The sequence below is a fragment of the Mesorhizobium sp. M8A.F.Ca.ET.165.01.1.1 genome (genome assembly GCF_004792065.1).
In the GTDB taxonomy this organism is placed as follows: domain Bacteria; phylum Pseudomonadota; class Alphaproteobacteria; order Rhizobiales; family Rhizobiaceae; genus Mesorhizobium.
Genome location: NZ_SRTH01000002.1, coordinates 421,392 through 446,401, shown reverse-complemented (window position 1 = coordinate 446,401; position 25,010 = coordinate 421,392). Strand labels below are relative to the sequence as shown.

Sequence of the window (25,010 nt, the reverse complement as noted above, 5' to 3'; positions counted from 1 at the left end):
AACGATGGCCCTCATCGCGTTTGCCATGCCTACAGATTTTGGCACACATTCATGGCGAAGAATCTGGCCAGGGCTAGGCTCGCGGCCAACCTGCTTGAATGAGACCACATGGACCGCTTCAATCTTGGCGCCTACCGCCGCCCCATCTCTACCCGCTCGGCAGAAACCCAGCGCTGGTTCGATATTGGCCTGAACTGGTGCTACGGCTTCAACCACGAAGAAGGCATCAAGTGCTTTGAGAAGGCCCTGGAGACCGATCCGGACTGCCCGATGGTTCATTGGGGCATCGCCTATGCGGCTGGGCCTTTCTACAATCTGACCTGGAAGGAGCATGGCGAGGCCGAGGCTGACAGCGCGACGAAGCGTTGTTTCGAGCACGTCCAGCTCGCGCGCTCCAATGCGGCGTCAGCCAGCGAGGTCGAAAGGCAACTGATCGAGGCACTGGCCTGCCGCTTCCAGAAGCCGCACCGGGTAAGCCCCCAGGAATTCGAGCAGTGGGACGATGCCTATGCCGCTGCGATGCGGCGGGTCCATGAAAACTTTCCCGACGACCATGACGTCATGGCGCTGTTCGTCGAGGCGCTGATGATGCGCACGGTGCGGCGGCTCTGGAACCTCAAGACCGGTGCACCGGCGCCAAATTCAGACGTGATCGAGGCGCTGGAGGTTTGCGAGCGGTCAATCCGGCTCGCAGACGAGGCCGGTATCGCGCAGCACCCGGCGATCGTCCATCTGCACATTCATCTCCTGGAAATGTCCACCATGCCGGAACGCGGCATGCGCTCAGCCGATCTGCTCGGCGAGATGTGCCCCGATGCCGGACACATGAACCACATGCCGGGGCATATCTATGTGCTGTGCGGCGAATATGAAAAAGCCAAGCTTGCCAGCGAAAAGGCGGTTGGGGCCAACGACCTCTATCTCGCCTATGCCGGCGAGCCGACCTACTATCTGCTCGGCTGCTGTCACGATCTGCACCTGATGATGTTCACCTGCATGTTGTCAGGCCAGTACCAGCCGGCACTGTGGGCTGCCGACAAGGTGCGCAGCCTGGTGACGCGTGACGTGGTCGCCATCCAGGACCGGCCCAAACTCACCCAGACCGTGGAAGGCTATCATGCGATGAAATCGCACGTGTTGGTGCGCTTCGGTCGGTGGCAGGAGATCATCGATGAACCAAGGGTCGCCGAGCCCGGCCTCTATGTGCTGACGGCGGCCATGCAGCACTACGCCAGGGGCGTCGCGCATGCGACGTTGAGGCGATTCGCCGAAGCCGAGCGCGAGCGCGAACTGTTTCACCAGCACCTCGAAGGCATTGCACCCGAGCGGCGTTTCCTCAGCAACCCGACCCGCGCCTCGCTCGCCGTCGGTGCCGCCTTGCTCGACGGCGAGCTTGCCTACCATCAGGGCCGGCACGAGGAGGCCTATGGCCATCTCAGGCACGCGGTCGAGCTGGATGACAATCTTTCCTACACCGAGCCGTGGGCGTGGATGCACCCGCCGCGCCATGCGCTTGCGGCGCTGCTTCTCGACCAGGGGCATGCGGCGGAAGCCGAGCAGGTTTATCGCGACGATCTCGGCCTGAGCGCCACGGTGCAGCGCTGTGCCCAGCACCCGGACAATGTCTGGGCGCTGCACGGTCTGGTGGAATGTTTGAGCCGGCGTGGCGAGACCGAAGAACTGCCGGCACTGCAGGCAAGGCTTGCCACGGCGATGGCAAAGGCGGATGTGCCGATCAGCTCGTCCTGCCTGTGCCGGACGAGCGTGCAATCGGCACTCAGCTGTTGTCATTGAGCCTACGCCCTTCCAGGGCAGTTCATTTCCATCATGGAATGCTGAAGGGCACCGAATCCTCAACCGTTCCGTCGATGGCCAAATCAACACGATAGGTGCCCGCCGGCCATCCCGCCGTGGGTTTGGTGAGCTGAGAATCAGCCTGATTGTTCGCTCCGACGTCGAGATCGACCTTGTCGATAGTATAGTTTTCCGGTGCGACGCCGTGGGAATCAACCGAGACCCAGGAAAATGTGATTTTCGATGTGGGCGCGATATCCACCAAGTCAGCCGACACGTAAATCACCGGTGTGTCGACGGGGAAGCTGCTCTGAGGTGTTGCGCCGTCCTTCGTCGCGGAAAGGATGATGTTGGCGAAGCCGGCCGCCTGGGCCGGCATACCGAAGCTGACCGCCGCCAAGGCGGCAATGGCTAGAACTAGAGCTGATTTCAAGATCTATTCCTCGTCGGACTTGGTTGCTGGCTGGCAAATCAGGGGGCGAATCGGCATAAAGGGCGGAAGCCTCAACCCAGCCATTTGTCGTAGTCGGCCACCAGCAGGTGCAGCGGCGGCGTGTCTTCCTCGATATCGGCGAAACGGCCGATCGGCTCACGGAAGACGTTGTCCGTGCGATCGTCATTGACGGTCGATACCTCGCCGATAAGCACGTCCTTGCCCTCTGCCCAGAAGGCGTGCCACACGCCAGGCAAAAGCGTGACGCTTTGGCCCGGGTCGAGCTTCAACAGCCCGCCCGCCGGCAGCCTGTGGATGGTTCCGTCGACAGGCACCGACACCTCGGCCCTGGGGTCGATGCCGCCGTCGCGGTCATGCATGAACAGTTCCAGCACCAGCTTGCCGCCGCCGCGGTTGATGATGTCCTCGGCCTTGATGTTGTGGCGGTGCATCGGCGACATCTGCTCCTTGCGCGAGATCATGATCTTCTCGGCGTAGAGCATGCCCATGCCCTTCTTCATGTCCTCGTAGCGGCCGTTGCGGACGGTGAACAGGAACAGGCCGAGATCGTCGAACTTGCCCTGGCCGTAGTCGGTGATGTCCCAGCCGAGCCGTGAGGTGAAAATGGCCGAGGAATCGACCTGGCGCGCCTTCATCTCTTCCGGCGACCAGTAGGCGAAGGGCGGCATGATATAGCCGAACGAGCGGATGAAGGCGTCGGCTTCGCGGATGATGTCGTTGATGGCGGAGCGTTTCATGATCGTGACCCTTCGTGTCGATTTTGCCGATAAATCGCATAGCCGAACGCCGGTGCGGTGTCGATCCATTCTGCCTGTTCGAGCCCTGCGCGTTCCCGCCCATGGCCCACCGATCGGGTTGGCGTGCGGCGTGACATCGCGTGCTTTCCGGCTCATAAACCCTGCGAATTTTCACAGAGACAACCGATGCCGACCATCCATGATCTCGATACGCCGTCGATCCTGATCGACGTCGCACGCGCCGAAGCCAACATCGCCCGCGCACAGGCCCATGCCGACAAGAACGGGCTGAAGCTCAGGCCGCACATCAAGACCCACAAGCTTCCTTATTGGGCGAAGAAGCAGGTGGCGGCCGGTGCCGTCGGCATCACTTGCCAGAAGATCGGCGAGGCCGAGGTGATGGCCGATGCCGGGCTGACGGATATCTTTCTCCCCTACAACATCCTTGGGCGCGCCAAGCTCGAACGGCTGAAGGCGCTGCACGGCCGTGTGACGCTGTCGGTGACGGCCGACAGCGCGCAGACGCTGGAAGGGCTCGCCGCGACCTTCACAGATGCCGGGCATCCGCTGTCGGTGCTGGTCGAATGCGACACCGGCATGGGGCGTTGCGGTGTGCAGACAGCCAATGAAGCGGTTGCGCTGGCGAGGATGATCGACAAGGCGGGCGGCCTTGTCTTTGGCGGGCTGATGACCTATCCGGCAGCCGGCCGGGCAGCGGAGGCCGAGACCTGGCTTGCCGACGCCAAACGGGCGCTGGCCGCTTCAGGGCTCGCCTGCGAGCGCGTCTCCAGCGGCGGCACGCCCGATATGTGGCGTTCCGCCGATGCCTCCGTCGTCACCGAATACCGGCCCGGCACCTATATCTATCTCGACCGCTACCAGGTCGCCAAAGGCGTCGGCGGCCTCGACGATTGCGCGCTGACGGTGCTCGCGACCGTGGTCAGCCATCCGACGGCGACGCGCGCGATTCTCGATAGCGGCAGCAAGGCCCTGTCCAGCGATACGCTGGGGCTAAAGGATTTCGGAGAGTTGATGGGCGTCCCGGGGGCGCTGGTGACGGGCTTGAGCGAGGAGCACGGCACGGTCACGCTTTCCGGCGAGGGCACATTGCGCATTGGCGAGCGCGTGCGCGTGGTGCCGGACCATTGCTGCGTCGTCACCAATTTGTTCAACGAGGTCAACCTGATCGACGGGGAGACGGTGCTGGACACGCTGCCGGTGGCAGCGCGCGGACGGATGGGGTGAATATTTAGGCCGGACGCTCCGCCTGCCGCGCCGCCACCCGCCGCATGGCAATAACCCGTCGGCGCCGGATCTCCGTGCGCATGGCCATCAGATGCAGCGCGAAGAACAGCACGGTAAAGCCTACGGCCATCACCAGCAGCGGCCAGAGCAGGCTGGGGTCGATGGTCGGGCCGCCGAGCCTGAACACCGAGGCCGGCTGGTGCAACGTGTTCCACCAGTCGACCGAGAATTTGATGATCGGGATGTTGATGAAGCCGACCAGCGTGATGATGGCGGCCGCCCAGGCGGCGCGGCTGGCATCATCGATCGCGCGGGTCAGCGCGATGATGCCGAGATACATCAAGAACAGCACGAAGACGGAAGTCAGGCGGGCATCCCAGACCCACCAGGTGCCCCACATCGGCTTGCCCCAGATCGAACCGGTAATCAGCGCCAGCGCGGTGAAGACGGCCCCGATGGGGGCCGCTGACTTCAGTGCCACATCGGCCAGTGGATGCCGCCAGACCAGCGTGCCAAGGGCAGAGACTGCCATCAGCGTGTAGCACATCATGGCGAGCCAGGCGAAAGGCACGTGGATGTACATGATGCGCACCGTGATGCCTTGCTGGAAATCCTCGGGCGCGGTGAAGCTCATGTAAAGGCCAACGGCTAGGATCAGCGCCGCAAGCGCCGCCAGCCACGGCACAAGCTTGTCGGCCAACCCGACGAACCGCGTCGGATTGGCAAGATCGGTCCAGCCGCTCAGGCGTGAGGTGGTGTCACTCATGCGGCTTTACATAGACCGCCAGCGCGTTTGGGGCAATCGAGTGGCGGTGTCTGGTCTTGCCTTCTCCCATTCGAGAGAAGGAACAACCATTAACTGCTCAGGCAGCCTCGCCCTGGACCGAGCGGCTGAGGCGGCGGACTTCCTCGTCATTGAGCAGGCCGCCGGCGCGCAGCAGGCTGGCGAAACGGCCGTTGCGCAGCGACAGTTCGGCAAAGCCACCCATCTCGACCACCTTGCCCTTGTCCATGAACACGACCAGATCGGCGTCGCGGACGGTGGTCAGGCGGTGGGCGATGATGAAAGTGGTGCGGTCGCGGCGCAATTCGTCGATCGCTTCCTTGACGCGGTCCTCGGTCTCGACGTCGAGCGCGCTGGTCGCCTCGTCGAGCACCAGGATCGGAGCATCCTTCAGCACGGCACGGGCAATGGCGATGCGCTGGCGCTCGCCGCCAGACAGCTGGCCGCCACGTTCACCGACCACCGTGTCGTAGCCATTGCTCTTGGCCAGGATGAAATCCTGCGCCGCGGCTGCGGTGGCTGCGGCATGGATCTCGTCGTTGGTCGCATCGGCACGGCCGACCCGGATGTTGTCCTCGATCGAGCGGTTGAGCAGCCCTGCATCCTGGAACACGGTGGCGATCGAATGGCGCAGCGACTTGCGGGTCACGGTGCGGGTATCGATGCCGTCGATCAGGATACGGCCGCTGGACGGCGAGAAGACGCGCTGCAGCAGGTTGATGAGCGTGGTCTTGCCCGCACCCGTCGGACCGACGATGGCGACGGTCTGGCCGGCCTGGACCTCGAAGGACACGTCGCTGACGCCCTGCCCCGAATTGGCGAACTCGAAGCTGACATCCTCGAAACGGACATGGCCGGTGACGTTGGCCAGGTCGCGCAGGCCGTCCGGCTCGGCGGTATCGGCGGCCGAGTCCTCGAGCTTGTAGAAATCCTCGAGCTTGGCGCGGGCTTCCGAAATCTGGTTCGCGAAAGCCGACATCTGGTCGAGCCGCGAGATCAGCAGCGTGGCGAAGCCGGTGAAGGCGATGACGTCGCCGATGCGAAGCTGGCCGTGGGTGACCAGATAGGCGCCGATCAGAAGCACCACCATCATCGAGATCGTCGACGACAGGCGATTGAGCGCATTGGCGATCGCCCACCAGTCGAGCACCGGGTTCTGCGCGTCGAGCAGGTTCTTGACGTAGCTGCGCAGCGCGTCGGCTTCGTGGCCAAGACGGTTGTAGCTCTGCAGCACGGCGACGTTGCTCACCGAGTCAGTCACGTGCGCGAAAACCTTGTGATAGTGGCGCTCGACGGCAGCCTGGCCTTCTTTCGTGCGCTTCATCACCAGGCGGCCAATGCCGACATAGAGAACGCCGAGGACGAGCAGGACCATCGACATGCGCACGTCCATGCTGAGGGCCGTCGGAACCAGCAGGACGAGCGCAACAGCGGTGGACAAATGCTGGCGCATGAATTCGAGCCAAAGGCTGAACAGCGTCTCGACGGCGCGCAGCAGCGTGTGGAGAGCATTCGAGGTGCCGCGCTGATGATGCCAGGCGAGCGGCATGGTGATGACGCGCTCGAAGGACTGGCAGAGCACTTCGCTGCGCCGGGCGTGCGCGAACCGGTCGGCACCGCGCGCCACCAGCACGAAAGCGAGAACATTGAAGGCGCCGATGCCGGCCCACACGGCAAGCGTGGAGAAGACCGAGCCTTTCGTGGAAATCGCGTCGATGACCCGGCCGAACAGGATCGGCTCGAGGATCGCGATGGCTGCCAGAGCGACGTTGGCCGCACAGATCAGCGCGACGCGCTTCTTGTCGGCAGCCAGATATCCCAGCGCTCTCCAATAGATCTGCAGAAGTGACACTTCAGCTACTCCGCCAACTCTCTATTGTGCCCAATACCAATATTGTGCACTGCACCATTTCCTGACACGTAACGGTTGATGCGTCGCAAAACAATGCCCGTCTATCGCTTCCGTTCCCATTTAGCGAACAAAAGATGACGACGATACGAAATCTGACGTGATCACCTAACGGCTTGAGATAAAAGGTGAAATGTCAGCCTTGCGGCAAAATCATGGCAGTAGCCGAGCACTGCCACATTTTTAATCACGGCAGGCTGAAGAGGCCCGGTTTCAAGGCGCCCAGCCGGCGCCGCCACGGATCGCGCGCAAGTAACGAGGCGCGGCTTCGCGCGTCCCGAAGGACGCGCGACCTGTTGATCCAACCTGTTGATTTTACGCCGGTATCTTGACCACGACCTCGGTCTTGCCACCGGCCTTGGGCTCAAAGGACGCCGATTTTGTCTTCGAACCATTGACTTCGAGCGAGATCGTCTTGGTCTTTTTGTCGCGAATGACCTGCACCTTGATCTCGGCGCCCAGCATCTTGAGTGAAGCCTGATAGCCGTCCCAATGACCGGGCAGCTTCGGCCGGAACGTGATCTGCTTGCCGCGCCGTTCGATACCCAGGATGCCTTCTACCGCCGCCCGGTAAAGCCAGCCCGCCGAGCCGGTGTACCAGGTCCAGCCGCCGCGCCCTCCCTTATCGTCCCCGGCATAGATGTCGGCCGCCACCACATAGGGTTCGACGCGGTAATGCTCGGTCGAGGCCTCGTCGAAGGCGTGGTTGACCGGGTTCAGCATCGAGAAGCAGCGATAGGCTTCATCGGTCTGCCCCATCTCCGCCAGCGCAATGACGAACCAGGTGGCCGCATGGGTGTACTGGCCGCCATTCTCGCGCACGCCAGGCGGGTAGCTCTTGATGTAGCCGGGATCCTTGTCCGTCTTCGAGAAGGGTGGCGTGAACAGCTTTACGATCTTGAGATGATCGTCGACGAGCAGCTTCGTCGCCTGCTGCATCGCCGTGGTCGACCGCGCCGGGTCGCCCTCGCCCGAAAGCACGCTCCAGGACTGAGCAATGGAGTCGATCTTGCACTCCTGCGATGTGCGTGATCCCAAAGGCGTGCCGTCGTCAAAGCTGCCGCGCCGGTACCATTCGCCGTCCCATGCCGTGCTTTCGAGTGCCCGCTTCAGGGCTTCGGCATGCTTTGCCCAGGCCTGCGCGCGCTTGGTGTCGCCCTCGGTCTTGGCGACCGCGGCGAAGTCGCCCAACGTCTTCAGCAGGAACCAGCCCAGCCACACGCTCTCGCCCTTGCCATGCTCGCCGACACGGTTCATGCCGTCGTTCCAGTCGCCGCCGAGGATCAACGGCAGGCCGGCTGGACTGCTGCGCTTGATGGCAAGGTCGAGCGCACGCGCGCAGTGATCGTAGAGCGACACCGTCTTCTTCGAGATTTCCGGAGTGAAGAAGGCGTCGTGCTCGCCTTCACCCAGCGCCTGTCCGTCGAGGAAGGGCAGTTGCTCCTTCAGGATTGTGGCGTCGCCGGTCACCATGAGATAGCGGGCCGTGGCGTGGGCGAGCCACACCACGTCGTCGGAGATCAGGGTGCGTACGCCGGCGCCGGTGCGCGGCAGCCACCAATGTTGCACGTCGCCTTCCGGGAACTGCCGCCGCGCGGCATTGAGGATCTGGTCGCGCGCCAGCGTCGGATCATGCGCCAGCAGGGCGAGTGTGTCCTGCAACTGGTCGCGGAAGCCGAAGGCGCCGCTTGCCTGATAGAAGGCCGAGCGGGCGCGGATGCGGCAGGCAAGGCTCTGATAGGGCAGCCAGTGATTGACCATGGCATCGAGTGCCTTGTCCGGCGTCTCGACCTGGATGGTGTCGAGGAAGGCGCGCCATTCGCGCTCATTGTCGGCCAGGCGCTGGTCGAAATCCTTGCCCCGGTGCTTCTGCACCAGCGCGCTCGCCTGCGCCGGAGACTCGGCGTCGCCGAGCAGCCAGATCAGCGTGACGTCGCCACCAGCGGGGATTTCGATGTCGCGGGCGATCGCCGCGCAAGGATCATCTCCGGCTTCGACGCGACCCGACAGGGCCGAACCGCTCAGCACTGCCTGCGGCAACTCGCTGGACCCGTGCCGGCCGAGGAACTCGGCCCGGTCAGTCGTCACCGAGTGGACACCGGTGTCGGCGGCGAGGAAGGCCACGCGCTCGCTGAAATCGAGCCCGTAGGGATTTTGCGCGAGCAGCGCGCCAGTGGCACCGTCACGGGATGGCACTATGGTTGCCGCGGTGCGCGACCGATGCCCGCCAAGAACCCATTCGGCATAGGCATAGACGCGCAGCCGGGCAGGTACCGGGCCGGAATTCTGGATGCGCAGCCGCGTGATCTTCACCGGATCGATGGGATCGACGACGTGCGTCAAGTCCATCGACAACGGTCCGCGCTTCGAGCGGAAGGTCGAGAAGCCCTGGCCGTGCCAGGCTTCGTAGGTCATCGAGGGATCGCGCACCACCGCGGCGATCGGCGAGAACGCCCTGCCGCTGGCCTGGTCGTAGATATAGATGCCCTCGCCCGGTCGGTTGGAGACCGGGTCGTTCGACCACGGCGTCAACTGGTAGTCACGGCTGTTGCGGCTCCAGGTGAAGGCCGCGCCCTCGGCCGAGGTATGGAAGCCGAACGAGGCGTTGGAGACGACATTGATCCAGGGCTGCGGCGTGGTGCGTCGGCCAGCCAGGCGCACCACATAGTGCCGCCCGTCACCGTCGAAGCCGCCGAAACCGTTCCACTGGCTGAGGCCGGAGCCATCGGCGCTGACATCGGCCACCGCCTGCGAGGCGAATGCATGCATCTGTACGGGCGCAGGAATTTCGCGCGGGCCTGGAAATCCTGCCGGCTGCAGGCCATCGCGCGCCTGCAGTGCGGCCGCCTCGGCTCGTTCGATCTGGTCGAAGATGGTGCCGTTGCGCGTATGCAGCACAACCCGGGCGACGGCGAGCAGCGTCTTGTAGGTGGTCTCCTCCATCAGGTCGCGGCGCACCGCGAAAATGTGCTGGCGGGGTCCGAGTTCCTTGCCGCGCAAGCGGCTGTTTTCGCACAGCGTCTCGACCGCGCGCTGCAGATCCTGGACATAGGACGAGGCCTGCTCGTTGACGACGACGAAGTCGATCATCATGCCACGGGTGCGCATATATTCCTGGAAGCGCAACGCCTGGGCAACGATCTCCAGATCGGCGACGTCGCCGATCCTGACCAGGAAGATCGGGTAATCGCCCGAAATGCTGGTCGGCCACAGGCTCGACTGCTTGCCCAATCCGGAAGCGATGGACTCGGCCGGCAGCCGCAGGAACGGATCGGGATAGATCAGATAGCGCGCCAGTTTCTGCACATTGGCCGCATCGGTCAGGCTGAGGCCCATATGGCGGGTCTGCACCTGGCTGCGCGTCCAGGCAAGCATGGCCTGGCGGGCAAAGCTCTCCTGATGGTCGAGCCGGTTTATGGCCTCCTCCAGCTCGGCGCGGTTGGCCCCGACGACGGTCCAGAAGGTCAGCGATATCTTCTTGTTGGCGGGCACGCGCACCTGACGGCGCAGCGAGGCGATGGGATCGAGCGTGAAGCCGGAATGGCCGCCCAGCCTGGCGCCTGGATCGAAGGCGGCGGCATCGACGATGGTGCGGCCACGGCCGATGAAGGCGCGCCTGTCGGTCTCGGCCTCGGCATCACGAGCCGGCCCCGACGGATCGGTGACGAAATGCACCAGGGCGACATCGGGCTCGCTGGTTTCGCGCTTGCGTCGCGTGGCGAAGATCGCGCCATTGTTGGCGGCGATTTCCGTTTCCACGAACATTTTCGAGAAGGCCGGATGCGCGTTGTCGGAAGCCTCCGATCCCAGAACCAGCTCGGCAAAGGACGTCACTTCGATGTGACGGTCGGATGTGCTCTCATTGTAGAGCGTTATGCGGCGGCCTTCGCCATTGCCTTCGGAAACGACGATGCATTCGACCTCCGAGCGTAGCGTGCCGGCCGATTTGACGAAGCTCGCCTTGTCATCGGAAAACAGGGTCTGCGTCTTTTCCTCGGGCGCGCGCCTTGGCTCCGCCGTTGCCGACCACCAGTCGCCGGTGCTGACGTCACGCAGGAAGATGTATGAGCCTAGACGGTCCTCGACCGGATCCGGCTGCCAGCGGGTCACTGACAGATCGCCCCAGCGGCTGTAGCCGGAGCCGGTCGCGGTCACCATGACCGAATAGCGGCCGTTCGACATCACATTGGTCGAACGCAGCGCCCGCACGGGATCGAGCACAATGCGGGTGTCAGGGCTCTCGGTTTCGGTCTCGTCCTTGGAGCGCTCGTCGGCCTCGGTGCGGACGGTGGCGGTCGGAATGTCGCGCGGCGCCCTCTCCTGCAGCAGCAGTTCGGCTGATTCGATGACTGGATCGCTGTGGAAGCGATCGCGCAGGCGACCTTCGAAAATGGCGTCGGCGACGGCGGCGATCGACATGCCCGAATGGTGGGCATAGTAATTCAGCACGACCGCGTGGTTGGTGCCTTCCGGCACGCGCTGCGGGGTGAAGTCGACCGCATCATAATAGCCATGGCGGCCAAGCGCGCCGATCTCGCGCAGCCGGGCCAGATTCTGCACCGCTTCGCGCGGGTTGAACTGCGCCGCCATGATCGTCGCGTAAGGTGCGATCACCGTGTTCTGGCCAAGGCCGCGCTTCAGCCCCAGCCCCGGCACGCCGAAATTGGTGTACTGATAGGTCAGTTCGCGGTCGCGGGCATTGTAGGCTGCTTCCGAGATCCCCCACGGCACGTTCTTCTGGCGGCCGTACTGCATCTGGCGCTTGATGATCAGCTTGCTGGTCTGGTTGAGGATCGAGCCTTGCGGTTCCTTCATCACCAGCGGCGGCATCAGGTACTCGAACATCGAGCCGGACCACGACATCAGCGCGCCCTGGAAGCCGATCTCGACGATGGGGCGGCCGAGCCTGAACCAGTGCTCGGTCGGCAGATCGCCCTTGGCGATGGCGAACAGGCTGGTCAGCCGCGCCTCGGAGGCGAGAAGGTCGTAGCAGCTTTCGTCGAGCTGATGTTCCTCGACCCGGTAGCCGATCGACAAAAGCTTGCGCTCCGGCCGCATCAGGAAGGCGAACTCCATCTCGAAGGCGAAACGGCGGGTGCGCTCGCGCAAGGTGAGCAGCTTGGCACGCAGAGCCTCGACCGCGTTTTCGTCGCTGTGGGCGTCATGGACGTGCGCCTCGCAGGTGGCTTCGAGCCTTGCCGCCCAGTCGACAATGACGTCACTCTGCGGCGATGCGGCCTCGGTGTGAATGGCGGTGGCGAGCTTGCGGATTTCACCGGCCAGCACCGCCAGGTTGATGGTGCGGATCGAGGCCATTTCCGGCTGTGCCTTGATCGTGTCGACGGCGCGCCGCATGCCGTCGAGGCGATCGACGAGGCGTTGGCGCAATGGGCGCAACTGACGGCGATCGTCAGGCAATTCATCTAGGCTTTCGCTCAGGATGGTCACGGTGTCGAGAATGCCTTCGAAATCACCCTGCAAGTGGACGGAAGGGGCTTCCGCCCATTCGGCGCAGGCCGCCGCCACCGCCACCAGGTGACCGGCGAGATTGCCGCTGTCGACAGCCGAGATATAGAGCGGGTAGAGCGGCTTCAGGGTCGTGGTGTCGTACCAGTTGAAGAGATGGCCGCGGCTGCGCGGCATGCTCTCGATGGTCGTCATGGTGGCATCGATGCGGGTGATGGCATCGGACAGGCTGATCCAGCCGAAATCGCGCGCCGAGACGACCGAGAGCAGGTAGACGCCGACATTGGTCGGCGAGGTGCGGGGCGCCACGACGGGCGCGGGGCTCTCCTGGAAATTGTCCGGCGGCAGATTGTGATGTTCGGCCGTCACGAAGCTCTCGAAATAATGCCAGGTGCGCCGCGCCACGGTGCGCAGGGTGTGAATATCGGCCTGCGATATACGCAGCCGGTCCTCGGTTTCGGCGGAGCGGCTGATCCAGCTGGCGATCGCCGGCGAGCCGATCCAGAACAAGGCAAAGAAGAAGGCGACGAAGGCACCGGTGGAATCGGCCAGCACCGGAATGGCGAGGCCGACAAAGCCGATGATCACGGCGCCATACATCATGCCGTAATAGGAGCCGACGTCGTTGTCGCCCGCCTTGTGCGCCTGCGAGGCGGTGCGCCATTCCAGGAGGTTCTGCCGGCTGACGAACAGCCGGTAGAGCGTGCGCACGATGGCGTCGCCCATCATCCAGGCGTTGTGTGCCATCAGCACGATCTTCAGTGCCACCATGGCGGTGCCGAAGGCGACGTCGCGCGCCAGCGCCGAGAAATGGCCGCGCGGCGTCTGGTCGCCGCTCTTGGGCAGGATGGCGTTGACCACGTCGAAGGTCGGCGCCATGAACAGGCTGAGGATCAGCAAGGCCTGCCACTGCGCGGCCTGCGTGAAGGGCAGCAAGGTCCAGCCGGCGATCGCCGCCATCACCCAGAAGATCGGCGTCAGCGAGCGGCGCAGATTGTCGACCATCTTCCAGCGCGACAAGGCCGGAACGCCGGAACGGGGGTTGAAGATGTATCCCAAAAGCTGCCAGTCGCCGCGCGCCCAGCGATGGTGGCGCGAGGCGTCGACCGAGTAGCGGGTCGGGTAGTCCTCGACAAGTTCGACGTCGGTGACCAGTGCGGCGCGCGCCAGAGCGCCTTCGAGCAGATCGTGGCTGAGGATGGTGTTTTCCTCGATGCGGCCCTGCAAGGCGGCCTCGAAGGCATCGACATGATAGAGGCCCTTGCCGGTGAAGGACCCGTCGCTGAAGACGTCCTGATAGAGGTCCGAAACAGCGAAGACGTAAGGATCAAGGCCGCGATTGGCCGAGAACACGCGCTGGAAGAACGAGGCTTCGTCGCCGCTGGTGAGTGAAGCGGTGATACGCGGCTGCAGGATGGTGTAGCCGGCGGTTACGACACGCCTGGTGGCGTCGAAATGCGGGCGGTTGAGCGGATGGCAAAGCTTGCCGACAAGGCTCGATACGGCATCGCGGGTGGTGCGGGTATCGGCGTCGAGCGTCATCACATGGACGACTTTTTCCGGCAGCGGCACTTCGAGCGGCAGGAAGGTGGTATCGCTGTCGCCGCGCAGCAAGAGGTCGAGCTCGTGCAGCTTGCCGCGCTTGCGTTCCCAGCCCATCCAGCACCCTTGAGCCGCATTGTAGAGCCGGCGGCGGTGCAGGATATAGAAGCGCGGGGCGCCTTCGGAGGGATAGCGTGCGTTGAGGCGAGCGATTTCGGCGCGGGCGAAGTCGAGAATCTCAGTGTCCGCCGCATCGATCTCGATCTTGCTGTCGGGCCAATCCGAAAGCAGCGCGAAATGGATCTCGTCCGCCAGATTGGCAAGATAGTGCACTTCGATGTTGCGGATGTTTTCCTCGACATCGTCACGCGAGCCGATCAGCGACGGCACGACCACCAGGGTGCGCGCCTCGGGCGGCACGCCGTGCCTGTAGTCGTAACCGATCAGGCGAGTCGGCTTGAGGAACAGCGAGACCACGGTGTTGAAGAAAGCGAGCGCGCCTTCGCTGGCCGGCACGGCAAACAGAGCCAGCATCAGCACGATCGACGGCACCGACAGGCCGAGATTGGAAAGGGCGTTGCCGGACAGGACGAGCAGCAGGGCGGTCAGCGCGAAGACGGGGAGCACGATGCCAAGCCAGCCCGTCTTGGCGAAGGTCCGCTTGACCGTCTGGCTGACCGTAGGCCGGTACTCGATCGCCTTTTCCAGCTCCAGCCGGCGCGGGCCAACGAGATAGAAACCGACGTCGGTATGAGCGGATGCTGCCTGGGCATCCCCCCCTTCAACGCCCTCCGCGACGGTTTCTCCGGCGGCGTGGCCGGCCAGTTCGATGGCTTTTTCGGCGACACGGTACTCCGACAGGTTCGAGCGGCGTGCCAGTTCCTCGATCGCGGTGCGGTACTGATCGCGCGAGAAGAAGTCGAGCGCGGCGAAATCGGTGCGCTCGCGCAGCACGGTATCGATGCGGCTGACGCCTTCGAACCACACCGTCCAGTCGACGTCGTTGATGAGGCGCAGACCGCGCACGATGTTGCCGGTGGTCACATTGCCGCTGGACAGCGTCTGGTGCTCGGAAATGATGATTTCCTCGGCATCCGAGCCGGTCTTTTCGAGTTCGCCTTCCAGCCACTCCAGCGCCTTGCCGGCGTTCTGCGATCCGTCACGCAGGCGATAGAGAAGCTGAGTGGCGAAGGTGGTGTCCTGCGCATGCGCGCTGAAGTTGGCGAGAATTGCCTGCCGATCCGGATTGTCGTCGGTCGCAAGCACCTTGTCGGCCACGTCGTTGGCGATCTGGCGCATCTGGCGGGTGCGGTTGACCCTGACCGCCAGGCGGCGGAGGTTCTCGATCAGCACGAAGCGCAGCAGTGACGGCAGGGCCCAGAGTTCGCCGATCTTCAGCGGCTCGACCGACTGAAAACCCTGGACGATGGACTTGAACATGGTCGCCGAGACGGAACTGTCCGAATGCGCGACATAGGTCCAGGCCAGCGCCAATGCGCGCGGCACGGTGCCGCCGTCGGGCAGTTTCAACGTCGGCAATTGCCGGTAGAAGCGGCGCGGCAGGTCGCGTTTGACCTGGAAAATGGTTTCCTCGATCAGGTAGTTGTTGTCGAGCAGCCATTGCGCGGCCGGCGTGATGGTTTCGCCCCTCGCCTGCGCGGCGTTGGTCGACCGGTAGACTTCGAGGATCTTCTTGGCGCTGTCACGGATGCGGGCCTGGAAGTCGAATGGTATCAGTCCGAACAGGTCCGTCAGATCGCCCTTGGCCAGGCTTTCGCCGAGCAGCCGGAGCCGTTCCTCCGGCAGGAATGTCGATCTTATCGGCTCTTCCGTGATGGCTGGGAAGCTCGCGCTTGTCTTCTCGATCTGGGCTGGGTTCGTCTGAATATTCATTGAAAATTCCGTAAGCGGGCACTCAGCGGCATCACCGCCACGGCAATGGCCCTAAAACCGGTTCAAATGCAATCGGTTGCATCAACCCCTATGCCGAAAGTTTGTTTCCGCACCACGACAGGGCGTCATCTTTCGAGCAAACTCAAAGACGAGCGCCCCTCGCTCCCGTCAGGACCGATCGACGGGGAGGATTCGGGCTTTTTCGTGATGCCACCGCCAGCTTACGCTATATTTCGCCGGCGTCGCGATCATGTTTGGAAACAGGCGGTAACCGTTGGCGCCAAACGCGTCAGGCGGCAGCGATTATCCGGATCACGAAAAGGATCGCATCCGGTGCGGGCTGAACCCGCAAGACAGAGGCATCAGGTCCGGGCAGCAGGGCGTCGAGCGGCCCGAGACGAATGGGCGCGGCGCCGGGGAAAATGGCATGGCCCCTGTGACAAAGGATGAGGGTGGGACCGGCCTCGGTCGGGATTTCCACGGGCGTCGAAATCGCCAGACGCTCGACCTGATGCAACATGCGGCCGCGGCGGGTCATGACGTTGAGATCGGTGATCGGGCCGGCGATCAGCGCGGCACGCGTCGGCTGGTCGGCTGGAAAGGAAAATGGCTGGGAAGCCGCTGTCATCCGCTCCGGCGGACGGCCCGCGACATCAAGCACGATCCCCTCGCCCTCCAGCACCGACAGCGTGCGGTCGATGCCGGCAAAGCTGGAGAACGGCCCGCTGCCTTCGACCCGGGCCATCGAGACCCGCCAGTCGAAATCGTCGAGCCCCGCGCCGTCGGGCGAGACGGCGATCTCGGTCGTCGTGCCGCCGCCGTTCTTCCACGGCATGACGCGGTAATCGGCGGCGCGAAGGATGCGCATCACGTCAGCCGTTACCCGAGAATGCCGGGCAGGTTGAGCTGGTGCTCCTTGGCGCATTCGATGGCGATGTCATAGCCGGCATCGGCGTGGCGCATGACGCCGGTCGCCGGGTCGTTCCACAGCACCCGCTCCAGACGTCTTGCCGCGTCAGGCGTGCCGTCGGCGACGATGACCATGCCGGCATGCTGGGAGAAGCCCATGCCGACGCCGCCGCCATGGTGCAGCGACACCCAGGTGGCGCCCGAAGCTGTGTTGAGCAGCGCGTTGAGCAGCGGCCAGTCGGAGACCGCGTCGGAACCGTCCTTCATCGATTCCGTCTCGCGATTTGGCGAAGCGACCGAACCCGAATCGAGGTGATCGCGGCCGATGACGACGGGCGCCTTGAGCTCGCCCTTGGCCACCATCTCGTTGAAGGCAAGACCCAGCCTGTGCCGGTCGCCGAGACCGACCCAGCAGATGCGCGCCGGCAGGCCCTGGAAGGAAATGCGCTCGCGCGCCATGTCGAGCCAATTGTGCAGATGGGTGTTGCCGGGAGTAAGTTCGCGTACCTTGGCGTCGGTCTTGTAGATATCCTCCGGATCGCCGGAGAGTGCAGCCCAACGGAACGGGCCGATACCGCGGCAAAAGAGCGGACGGATGTAGGCCGGCACGAAACCGGGGAAGGCAAAGGCGTTCTCGAAACCTTCGTCCTTGGCGACCTGACGGATGTTGTTGCCGTAGTCGAGCGTCGGCACGCCGGCGTTCCAGAACGCCACCATCGCCTCGACATGGTCGCGCATGGAGGCGCGGGCCGCCTTCTCGACCGCCTTGGGGTCGCTGACACGCTTTTCGCGCCACTCGGCCATCGTCCAGCCCTTCGGCAGATAGCCATTGATGGGGTCGTGCGCCGAGGTCTGGTCGGTGACCATATCAGGGCGGATGCCGCGCTTGAACATTTCGGGCACGATCTCGGCGGCGTTGCCAAGCAGGCCGACGGACTTCGCCTCGCCGGCCTTAGTCCAGCGCTCGATCATTTCCATGGCCTCGTCGAGCGTCTCGGCCTTCTCGTCGACATAGCGGGTGCGCAGGCGGAAATCGATCGAATCGGGATTGCATTCGATTGCCAGACAGCAGGCGCCGGCCATGACGGCAGCCAATGGCTGGGCGCCGCCCATGCCGCCAAGGCCGCCGGTCAGGATCCATTTTCCCTTGAGATTGCCGCCATAATGCTGGCGGCCGGCCTCGACGAAGGTTTCGTAGGTGCCCTGCACGATGCCTTGCGTGCCGATATAGATCCAGGAGCCGGCCGTCATCTGGCCGTACATCATCAGGCCCTTCTTATCGAGCTCGTTGAATTTCTCCCAGGTCGCCCAGTGTGGTACCAGGTTGGAGTTGGCGATCAGCACGCGCGGCGCGTCCGGGTGGGTGCGAAACACACCGACCGGCTTGCCGGACTGCACCAGCAGCGTCTCGTCCTGGCCAAGCGTCTTCAGCGACGCAACGATTTGATCGAAATCGTTCCAGGTGCGCGCCGCCCGGCCGATGCCGCCATAGACGACCAGTTCGTTGGGATTCTCGGCGACATCAGGGTCGAGATTGTTCATCAGCATGCGCAGCGGCGCCTCGGTCGTCCAATACCGGGCGTTGAGCTTGTCACCGCGCGGCGCGCGCACTTCGCGGATATTGTGGCGAGGGTTGTTCATCATTGTCCCTTTCGGATGAGGCGGCGCGTCAGCGCCCGGCCCAGTCAATGGCGGTTTGGAGAATCTGCGTCAGCGTGGCACGGATCGGCGCGGCGAACGCCGCATCGTAGGGTACCGGCCAATTGTCCGGCGTGCCCTTCCCTTCGGGTTCGCGCATATAGCCGCGGTTGGAGAGTTCCATCTGCAGCGCATGCACGCCCTGAAGAGGCTGACCGAAATGGCGCGTGATCCACCCGCCCTTGAAGCGGCCGTTGACGACAAAGGTTTCGCCGGTTTCGGCCATGATCTGGCTGACCGTCGCCTGCAGCATCGGATCGGCGCTCTTGCCGTCATTCGTGCCGAGATTGAACACCGGCAGTCTGCCCTGGAACAGCCGTGGCAGCACCGAGCGGATCGAATGGCAGTCGTAGAGGACAATCTTGCCATGCAAGGCGCGCAACCTGTCGATCTCGGCCCGCAAGGCGGCGTGATAGGGTGCAAAGAACTTCTCGCGGCGCTCGTCGATCTCAGACGGGCCCGGCTCTTCGCCGTCGCGATAGAGCGGATCGCCGTCGAAGGTTTCGGTCGGGCATAGGCCGGTGGTTGCCTGACCGGGGTAGAGCGAGGCGCCGGAAGGATCGCGGTTGACGTCGATGACGGTGCGCGAGATCGCGGTGTGCACGACCGTGGCGCCGAGACCGGCAGCGAAATCATAGAGATTGTCGATCCACCAGTCGCAATCGCGACGACCGAGCCATGGCGACACCAGCCGGTTTTCGAGGCCGGCGAGGTCGATGCCGGTGTGTGGGATCGACACAAGCAGCGGTGCCGTGCCTTGTTTTATTGTCAGCCAGGAAGGTGTCATCGCGCAATCCCCGGCAGCGCCACCGCGCCTGCCGCCTCCACGGCCGCGCCGCTGCGCACCATGGCGATCGCCTTTTCCATGTCGGGGTGGAAGTGCCGGTCATTGTCGAGATGCGGCACCTCGGCGCGAACCAGCTTGCGCACGGCTTCGAGCGCTGCGCTCGAGGCCAGCGGCTGATGGAAATCGCAGCCTTGGGCGGCGGCCAGCAATTCGATTCCGATCACCGCAGTCGCATTCTCGACCATGCCGATCAGCCGGCGCGCGCCATGCGCGGCCATCGAGACGTGGTCTTCCTGATTGGCCGAGGTCGGGATGGAATCGACTGATGCCGGATAGGCTTTCTGCTTGTTTTCCGAAACGAGTGCCGCCGCCGTCACCTGCGGGATCATGAAGCCGGAGTTGAGGCCGGGCTTGGGCGTCAGGAAGGCGGGCATGCCCGACAGCGCGGGGTCGACCAGCATGGCGATGCGGCGTTCCGACAGCGAGCCGATCTCGCAGACGGCCAGCGCGATCATGTCGGCGGCGAAAGCGACCGGCTCGGCGTGGAAATTGCCACCGGAGAGTGCCGTGTCGTCCTCGGCGAAGATCAGCGGATTGTCGGTGACGCCATTGGCCTCGGTTTCGAGCGTATCGGCGGCCTTGCGCAGGACATCGATCGCCGCGCCCATGACTTGCGGCTGGCAACGCAAGCAATAGGGATCCTGCACACGCTCGTCGCCGACCCGGTGCGACTCCCGGATAGCGCTGCCGGCCATCAGATTGCGTAGCGCATCCGCGGTCTCGATCTGGCCGCGATGCTTTCTCAACAGGTGGATGCGCGGATCGAAGGGCGCGTCCGACCCTTTGGCTGCGTCGGTCGACAGCGCGCCGGCGACAAGCGCCGACTGGTAGAGCACTTCGGCCTCGAACAGGGCGGCCAGCGCATAGGCCGTCGAAAACTGCGTGCCATTGAGCAGCGCCAGACCTTCCTTGGCGCCCAATGTCACGGGCTCCAGCCCGTGCGAGACGAAGGCGACCTTGGCCGGAAAACGGCCATGCGGGGTAAAGCATTCGCCGACGCCGATCATCACCGCCGTCATGTGCGACAGCGGGGCAAGGTCGCCGGAGGCGCCGACCGAGCCTTGCGCCGGCACCACCGGGATGACGTCGTTGGCGAGCATCGCTTCAAGCAACTCGATGGTTTGCGAGCACACGCCGGACGCGCCCTGCGCGAGGCTTGCAAGTTTCAGCGCCATCATCAGCCGGGCAACGGCGACTGGCATCGGCTCGCCGACGCCCGCGGCATGCGACAGAACGATGTTGCGCTGCAGGGTCTCGAGATCTTCGGCCGGGATGCGCACACTGGCCAGCTTGCCGAAGCCGGTGTTGATGCCATAGACCGGCTCGCCCTTGGCAACGATCCTGGCAACGGCCTCGGCGCTTGCCTTGATCTTTGGCCGGCAGGCGTCGTCCAGTTTGGGCACGGCGCCACGGTAGATGGCGCGCCAGTCGGCCAGCGTGGCATTGCCGGGCTTCAAGGTCAGTTCGGTCATTGTCCTCTCCAGATGCGTGCATGCAGCGGGTTGAAGCCCATGCCGTAGACGAGTTCGGCGGGGCGCTCGATGTCCCAGATCGCCAGGTCGGCGGATTTTCCAGCCTCCAGCGTGCCGGTCTCGTCGAGCAGTCCCAGCGCACGCGCGGCCTCGCGGGTGACGCCGGCGAGACATTCGTCGACCGTCATGCCGAACAGGGTCGCCGCCATGTTCATGGTCAGAAGCAGCGAGGTCAGCGGCGAGGTGCCGGGATTGTTGTCGGTGGCGACAGCCATTTTCACGCCATGCTGGCGGAAGAGGCCGATCGGCGGCTTCTTGGTCTCGCGGATGAAGTAATAGGCGCCGGGCAGGATCGTCGCCACGGTCCCCGCCTTGGCCATCGCCATGGCGCCCGCCTCGTCGGTGTATTCGAGATGGTCGGCCGAAAGCGCACCATAGCGGGCGGCAAGTTCAGCGCCGTGCAGGTTGGACAACTGGTCGGCGTGGAGTTTGACGGGCAAGCCAGCCGCCTTGGCGACATCGAAGACCCGCGCTATCTGCTCGGGCGAAAAGGCAATGCCTTCACAGAACCCGTCGACGGCATCAGCCAAGCCTTCTGCGGCGACGCCGGGAAGAATCGTTTTGACGACGAGATCGATGAAAGCGTCCTTGTCGCCCTTGGCTTCGGGCGGCAGCGCATGGGCTGCGAGACATGTGGTGCGGACCGTCACCGGGCGTTCATTGCCCAGCTGTCGCGCGGCGCGCAGCGATTTCTTCTCATTTTCGAGATCGAGTCCATAGCCCGACTTTACTTCGATGGTGGTGACACCTTCCGCCATCAGCGCATCGAGGCGCGGCAGCGTCTGGGCGACCAGGTCGCTCTCGCTGGCGGCGCGCAAGGATTTGACCGACGAGACGATGCCGCCGCCTGCCCTGGCAACCTCTTCATAGGTGGCGCCCGCCAGCCGCATCTCGAATTCGTTGGCACGGTTGCCGGCGTGGACGAGATGGGTGTGGCAGTCGATCAGGCCGGGCGTGACCCAGCGGCCTTCGCAATCGATGATCTCACCTTGGGCAAGCCCCGAGGGCATCTCGGATTCCGGACCGGCATAGACAATTCGGCCATCACGCGCGGCCAGCGCACCATGCTCGACGATACCAAGATCGGCAGAATTCTCAGCCATGGTCGCCAGACGCGCATTGCGCCACAGGCGAAGCCCCCCTGCCCGGCTTTTGCTCTCTACAGCCATCATCTTTTCCGTTTCAATCGGTGGCGATTATGTATATACATATTGAAACGCACTGCAAGTGCCATCATCGCATGCGAGACCGGGAAGTGGAGAGAAAAGTGACCTATATCTTTGCGGAACAGGCGCTTCTCCCCAATGGCTGGAACGACAATGTGCGCATCACTTTCGCCAACGGGCGCATTACCGCCGTGGAGCCAGGGGGCACCGCGTCGGCAGGTGACGAGCGCCATGCCATTCTCCTGCCGGGCATGCCCAATCTGCACAGCCACGCGTTCCAGCGCGGCATGGCCGGGCTTGCCGAGTTGCGCGGTCCCTCCGCCGACAGTTTCTGGAGCTGGCGCGAGGTGATGTACCGCTTCGCGCTGTCGATGACTCCAGACCAGGTCGAAGCGGTGGCGGCGCAGCTCTATGTCGAAATGCTGGAGGCCGGGTTTTCCCGTGTCGGCGAGTTTCACTATCTCCATCATGACCGCGACGGAAAACGTTACGCCAACCCTGCCGAGATGGCCGAGCGCATCGCTGCTGCGGCCGGCGAAACGGGTATCGGCCTGACGCTGCTGCCGGTGTTTTACGCGCATTCCTCCTTCGGTGGTGCCGCGCCAAACGAAGGCCAGAGGCGATTCGTCAACGATGTGGACAGGTTCGCCCGGCTTGTTGAGAAAAGCCGCGAATCGGTTCGCGCGTTGAATCAAGCTGTCGTCGGCGTCGCCCCGCACAGTCTGCGCGCCGCGACGCCGGAGGAACTCACGGCGATTGCAGCGATGACGCCGGACGGTCCGATACACATCCACGTCGCCGAGCAGGTGAAAGAAGTAGACGATTGTCTTGCCTGGTCCGGCGCGCGCCCAGTCGAATTTCTGCTTGGGGCTGCCGATGTCGATAAGCGCTGGTGCCTGATCCACGCCACCCATATGACGGACGCCGAAACCATCGGCATGGCCAAAAGCGGCGCCATTGCCGGCCTTTGCCCGATCACGGAGGCCAATCTCGGCGACGGCACCTTTGCCGCGCCGTTGTTCAGGGAGCATGGCGGCCGCTTCGGCGTCGGTTCCGATTCCAACGTGCTGATCGGCCTGCCCGACGAATTGCGCCAGCTCGAATATTCGCAGCGCCTCGCGCACCGCGCCCGCAATGTGCTTGCGGTAGCCGGTGGCTCGACGGGCCGCGCGCTGTTCGATGCAGCGATCGAAGGCGGCAGCGTCGCGCTTGGCGCCGGCGCATCGCAAATCGCGCCTGGTTCATCAGCCGATCTCGTCTCGCTCGACGCCCGCAATCCCTCGCTGGCGGGCAAGACGGGCGATGCGATCCTGGATGCGTGGATCTTCGCCAATGGCGGCAAAGTGGATTGCGTCTGGGTGCACGGGCAAAAGCAGGTCAGCGGCGGCAGGCATGCGAAGCGCGAGGAGATCGCCGAGCGGTTCCGCCAGGTGATGACCGCGCTTTCCCGAAGCTGAAGGCAAGCCGATGAGCCTTGTCGTGACAGAGGATATCGAGAGCGGCGAGAACATCTCGCTGCATCAGCGCATCCTGTCGGACATCAGGGAGAAGATCCTGTCGGGCGCATGGCCGCCAGGCCATCGCATTCCGTTCGAGCATGAACTGACCGCCGAGTATGATTGCTCACGCATGACGGTGAACAAGGCGCTGTCGCAACTCGCCAAGGCAGGGCTGATCGAGCGGCGCCGCCGCTCGGGCAGTTTCGTGCGCCAGCCGCAATCGCAAGCGGCGGTGCTGGAACTGCACGACATCAGGATCGAGGTCGAGGCGCTGGGCCTTCCCTATCGCTACGAGCGGCTGGAACGCGTGCAGCGGCGCAGCAATGCCGGAGACAGGGCGCTGCTTGGGCTCTCGGCCGCCGGCTCGGTCCTGGGGCTTGAAGGGCTGCATTTTGCCGGCGAACGGCCTTTCGCTCTCGAGCAGCGGCTGATCAACCTGTCAGCGGTGGCCGAGGCAGCGGACGAGGCGTTCCTCGAAATCGCGGCGGGGCCGTGGCTGATCGGCCGCGTGCCCTGGAGCGAAGCCGAGCACCGCATCCGCGCCATGGCCGCCGACGATACGATCGCCGATTCACTCGACATCGATACCGGCGCGCCGTGCCTGGTGGTCGAGCGGCGAACATGGAGCGCCGAGCATCCAGTGACGCATGTGCGCTTCATCTATCCGGCGGAAAGCCACACGCTGGTGGCAAGGTTCACGCCGTCGCAGGGGTGAGTGCGCCCTCGCTTTCGTCATCCTAGGGCGAAGCAAGGAGCGAAGTGACGCGCGCAGACCCTAGGATCCATGCCGTGACGCTAAAGCTTTGCAATGTTTACAGAATTCTGCACCGCCGCGTTCCTCGACAAAGGTCACGGCATGGATCCTCGGGTCAAGCCCGAGGATGACGAACATCGGTGGGCTGGCGGGACAGCGCCCCCCTCTGCCCTGCCGGGCATCTCCCCCACAAGGGGGAGATTGGCAGTTCGGGCGGCGCGGCTTAAATCGCAGCCGTAATAATGATCTCGACCAGATATTCGGGGCCGGCAAGCTTTGCCTCGCCGGTGGCGCGGGCGGGCGTGTGGCCCTGCGGCACCCACTTGTCCCACTCGGAATTCATCTCGGCGAAGGTGCCCATGTCGGCCAGCCAGATGATCGCCTGGACGATCTTGGTCTTGTCGGTGCCGGCCTTGGCCAACAACCCATCGATGGTCGCAAGGATGTCGCGGGTCTGCGAGGCGACGTTACCGCCGGGTTCGCCGACCTGGCCGGCCAGGTAGACTGTGGTGCCGTGGATGACGATCTGGCTCATGCGCGGGCCAACATCGATGCGACGAATGCTCATTGCGAGGTTCCTTCCGTTGTGGTCGCGCCTCTTTAGAGTCGCCGTCCGCTTCGAGCAAGGCCGCCTGAACCGAAACCGTTTGAGCCAATCGTTCCATCCAGGGCCAGGCGCGTACACGGCGAGTTGACCACCGCGTCGCAGTTCCGCCGGATTGGCTTGTTGACTAATGTAATAACATCACATATCCAAGCGACCTGCCTGCAGCCGCGTTTG

15 protein-coding genes are annotated in these 25,010 nt (G+C 64.0%); 4 read left to right on the top strand and 11 right to left on the bottom strand.

Translation table 11 applies throughout. The annotated features are described in order from the left end of the window. The first annotated feature begins 108 nt into the window (after positions 1–108). Positions 109–1,794 carry a hypothetical protein gene (locus EN808_RS06725; protein ID WP_135915414.1) on the top strand — a complete coding sequence of 562 codons (1,686 nt, stop codon included), beginning with the start codon at positions 109–111 and terminating at the stop codon, positions 1,792–1,794. 31 nt (positions 1,795–1,825) lie between these two features. Here EN808_RS06725 and EN808_RS06720 read toward each other — a convergent pair whose 3' ends face one another. Both EN808_RS06720 and EN808_RS06715 read right to left on the bottom strand, forming a co-directional pair. Further along, the gene (locus EN808_RS06720; RefSeq protein WP_127278656.1) at positions 1,826–2,227 is read right to left on the bottom strand and encodes a hypothetical protein; all 402 of its coding nucleotides are present in this window, start codon (positions 2,225–2,227) and stop codon (positions 1,826–1,828) included. Positions 2,228–2,298: 71 nt separating this feature from the next. Beyond that, complete coding sequence (locus EN808_RS06715) at positions 2,299–2,985, bottom strand: D-lyxose/D-mannose family sugar isomerase (protein WP_127278655.1); 687 nt, start codon at positions 2,983–2,985, stop codon at positions 2,299–2,301. A gap of 186 nt (positions 2,986–3,171) precedes the next feature. On the opposite strand from EN808_RS06715, the gene EN808_RS06710 reads away from it, so the two are divergent. Continuing rightward, the gene (locus tag EN808_RS06710; RefSeq protein ID WP_135915413.1) at positions 3,172–4,230 is read left to right on the top strand and encodes a D-TA family PLP-dependent enzyme; all 1,059 of its coding nucleotides are present in this window, start codon (positions 3,172–3,174) and stop codon (positions 4,228–4,230) included. A gap of 4 nt (positions 4,231–4,234) precedes the next feature. On the opposite strand, the gene EN808_RS06705 is transcribed toward EN808_RS06710, so the two are convergent. The 8 genes from EN808_RS06705 to hutI form a co-directional block, all read right to left on the bottom strand. Beyond that, on the bottom strand, positions 4,235–4,996 hold the full coding sequence (locus EN808_RS06705) for a heme ABC transporter permease (RefSeq protein ID WP_135915412.1): 762 nt from the start codon (positions 4,994–4,996) through the stop codon (positions 4,235–4,237). Positions 4,997–5,093: 97 nt separating this feature from the next. Further along, the gene (locus tag EN808_RS06700; RefSeq protein WP_127278652.1) at positions 5,094–6,866 is read right to left on the bottom strand and encodes a glucan ABC transporter ATP-binding protein/ permease; all 1,773 of its coding nucleotides are present in this window, start codon (positions 6,864–6,866) and stop codon (positions 5,094–5,096) included. Positions 6,867–7,238: 372 nt separating this feature from the next. Beyond that, on the bottom strand, positions 7,239–15,824 hold the full coding sequence (locus tag EN808_RS06695; protein ID WP_135915411.1) for a glucoamylase family protein: 8,586 nt from the start codon (positions 15,822–15,824) through the stop codon (positions 7,239–7,241). A gap of 289 nt (positions 15,825–16,113) precedes the next feature. Further along, the gene (locus EN808_RS06690; protein ID WP_135915410.1) at positions 16,114–16,692 is read right to left on the bottom strand and encodes a HutD family protein; all 579 of its coding nucleotides are present in this window, start codon (positions 16,690–16,692) and stop codon (positions 16,114–16,116) included. Positions 16,693–16,703: 11 nt separating this feature from the next. Further along, positions 16,704–18,377, bottom strand: coding sequence for a urocanate hydratase (gene hutU / locus EN808_RS06685; RefSeq protein WP_189524070.1), 1,674 nt, complete (start codon positions 18,375–18,377; stop codon positions 16,704–16,706). Between the two features lie 25 nt (positions 18,378–18,402). After that, on the bottom strand, positions 18,403–19,218 hold the full coding sequence (gene hutG, locus EN808_RS06680) for an N-formylglutamate deformylase (protein WP_127869666.1): 816 nt from the start codon (positions 19,216–19,218) through the stop codon (positions 18,403–18,405). Next, positions 19,215–20,750 (bottom strand): histidine ammonia-lyase, encoded by a 1,536-nt coding sequence (gene hutH, locus EN808_RS06675; protein ID WP_135915409.1) that lies wholly within the window; start codon positions 20,748–20,750, stop codon positions 19,215–19,217. The genes hutG and hutH overlap by 4 nt, the downstream gene beginning before the upstream one ends. Then, positions 20,747–21,979, bottom strand: coding sequence for an imidazolonepropionase (hutI, locus tag EN808_RS06670; RefSeq protein WP_135915408.1), 1,233 nt, complete (start codon positions 21,977–21,979; stop codon positions 20,747–20,749). Before hutI ends, hutH begins: the two co-directional genes overlap by 4 nt. Positions 21,980–22,077: 98 nt before the next feature. Between hutI and EN808_RS06665 the strand changes: the two genes are divergently transcribed. Together EN808_RS06665 and hutC are read left to right on the top strand one after the other, a co-directional pair. Next, positions 22,078–23,433 (top strand): formimidoylglutamate deiminase, encoded by a 1,356-nt coding sequence (locus EN808_RS06665; protein ID WP_135915407.1) that lies wholly within the window; start codon positions 22,078–22,080, stop codon positions 23,431–23,433. Between the two features lie 10 nt (positions 23,434–23,443). Beyond that, a complete protein-coding gene (gene hutC / locus EN808_RS06660; RefSeq protein WP_127869668.1) occupies positions 23,444–24,190 on the top strand; it encodes a histidine utilization repressor in 747 nt (248 codons plus the stop codon). 262 nt (positions 24,191–24,452) lie between these two features. Here hutC and EN808_RS06655 read toward each other — a convergent pair whose 3' ends face one another. Continuing rightward, positions 24,453–24,797 (bottom strand): RidA family protein, encoded by a 345-nt coding sequence (locus EN808_RS06655; protein WP_135883628.1) that lies wholly within the window; start codon positions 24,795–24,797, stop codon positions 24,453–24,455. Between the last annotated feature and the right edge of the window lie 213 nt (positions 24,798–25,010).

Bases quoted from the DNA above. Each gene is read 5' to 3' on its own strand.
- hutC (WP_127869668.1), top strand. From the start codon at position 23,444: ATGAGCCTTGTCGTGACAGAGGATATCGAGAGCGGCGAGAACATCTCG.
- EN808_RS06705 (WP_135915412.1), bottom strand. From the start codon at position 4,996: ATGAGTGACACCACCTCACGCCTGAGCGGCTGGACCGATCTTGCCAAT.
- EN808_RS06710 (WP_135915413.1), top strand. From the start codon at position 3,172: ATGCCGACCATCCATGATCTCGATACGCCGTCGATCCTGATCGACGTC.
- EN808_RS06695 (WP_135915411.1), bottom strand. From the start codon at position 15,824: ATGAATATTCAGACGAACCCAGCCCAGATCGAGAAGACAAGCGCGAGC.
- EN808_RS06690 (WP_135915410.1), bottom strand. From the start codon at position 16,692: ATGCGCATCCTTCGCGCCGCCGATTACCGCGTCATGCCGTGGAAGAAC.
- EN808_RS06715 (WP_127278655.1), bottom strand. From the start codon at position 2,985: ATGAAACGCTCCGCCATCAACGACATCATCCGCGAAGCCGACGCCTTC.
- hutI (WP_135915408.1), bottom strand. From the start codon at position 21,979: ATGGCTGTAGAGAGCAAAAGCCGGGCAGGGGGGCTTCGCCTGTGGCGC.
- hutG (WP_127869666.1), bottom strand. From the start codon at position 19,218: ATGACACCTTCCTGGCTGACAATAAAACAAGGCACGGCACCGCTGCTT.
- EN808_RS06655 (WP_135883628.1), bottom strand. From the start codon at position 24,797: ATGAGCATTCGTCGCATCGATGTTGGCCCGCGCATGAGCCAGATCGTC.
- hutH (WP_135915409.1), bottom strand. From the start codon at position 20,750: ATGACCGAACTGACCTTGAAGCCCGGCAATGCCACGCTGGCCGACTGG.
- hutU (WP_189524070.1), bottom strand. From the start codon at position 18,377: ATGATGAACAACCCTCGCCACAATATCCGCGAAGTGCGCGCGCCGCGC.
- EN808_RS06725 (WP_135915414.1), top strand. From the start codon at position 109: ATGGACCGCTTCAATCTTGGCGCCTACCGCCGCCCCATCTCTACCCGC.